This window comes from Sphingobium sp. LMC3-1-1.1, from assembly GCF_040676285.1.
In the GTDB taxonomy this organism is placed as follows: domain Bacteria; phylum Pseudomonadota; class Alphaproteobacteria; order Sphingomonadales; family Sphingomonadaceae; genus Sphingobium.
In genome coordinates this window covers 1-255 of the sequence record NZ_JBEGHQ010000082.1, presented here as the reverse complement: position 1 = coordinate 255, position 255 = coordinate 1, and the positions used below count along the sequence as shown (strand labels likewise).

General features: G+C 63.9%; 1 pseudogene. It reads left to right on the top strand.

The window, feature by feature from the left end:
- Positions 1-62: 62 nt before the first annotated feature.
- Positions 63-255: pseudogene (locus MRBLMC3_RS22150) on the top strand (hypothetical protein); the annotation flags it as partial.

Sequence of the window (255 nt, the reverse complement as noted above, 5' to 3'; positions counted from 1 at the left end):
GTGGACCTGCGCTATCTGTTCGTCCTTGAAGGGCAAAAGATCGCTGGGCTGGAGATCACGCTGTGAGCGTGCCCGTTCCAGGCGGTAGCCATCCGTTCCTCGATCTGGGCGGAAAGCGCGCGCTGATTACCTCCGGCACGCGCGGTGCGGGCGCCGCAACCGTCAATCTCTTTCGGGAACTCGGAGCGCAGGTTCTGACGACCGCCCGAACCCTGCCCGATGACTTTCCGGAATCGCTGTTCGTCGCGGCCGATC